This window comes from Adlercreutzia sp. DFI.6.23, from assembly GCF_024462535.1.
In the GTDB taxonomy this organism is placed as follows: Bacteria; Actinomycetota; Coriobacteriia; order Coriobacteriales; family Eggerthellaceae; genus Adlercreutzia; species Adlercreutzia rubneri.
This window is the reverse complement of sequence record NZ_JANGBP010000151.1, coordinates 1-417: the sequence shown is the minus strand read 5'-3', so window position 1 is coordinate 417 and position 417 is coordinate 1. Positions and strand designations below refer to the sequence as shown.

Here is a 417-nt window from a genome sequence, read left to right as displayed (position 1 = left end):
CGAAGTCGGCCAGCGTCATGACGAACGGGAAGCCGGCGGCGCGCACCTTGCGGTCGGTCCCGCGACGGCGCATGGCCTCGGCCTCCTCGGAGGTCATGGCGAGCATCGCCGAGGCGAAGTCGGCCTCGCCGGCGGCCACCGCCGACATCCAGTGGGGCAGCCCCGCCGCCATGGCGTCCAGCCCCAGCTCCGAGAGGTTCTCGCGTTTGCGGGCGTAGGCGCCGCCCTCGTCCCGGGCGCTCACAGCGACCCCTCCCCGAGCCTGCCGAGCAGCTCCAGGTTGGCGCGGGCCGCCGCCTCGATGTCGGCGTCGGCGTAGCGCACCTTCGCGGCCAGGGCCTCGGCGTAGTGCGCCGGGTCGTAGACGACGGGCCCTCCCGGGGCCGACAGGTCGTGGACCGCGACGGTCTCGCCGGC

Annotated in this window: 1 pseudogene; it reads right to left on the bottom strand. The window is 75.5% G+C overall.

Features of this window, described 5'->3' with window-relative positions:
- A pseudogene (locus NE591_RS12760) lies at window positions 1–244 on the bottom strand (hypothetical protein); the annotation flags it as partial.
- Between the last annotated feature and the right edge of the window lie 173 nt (window positions 245–417).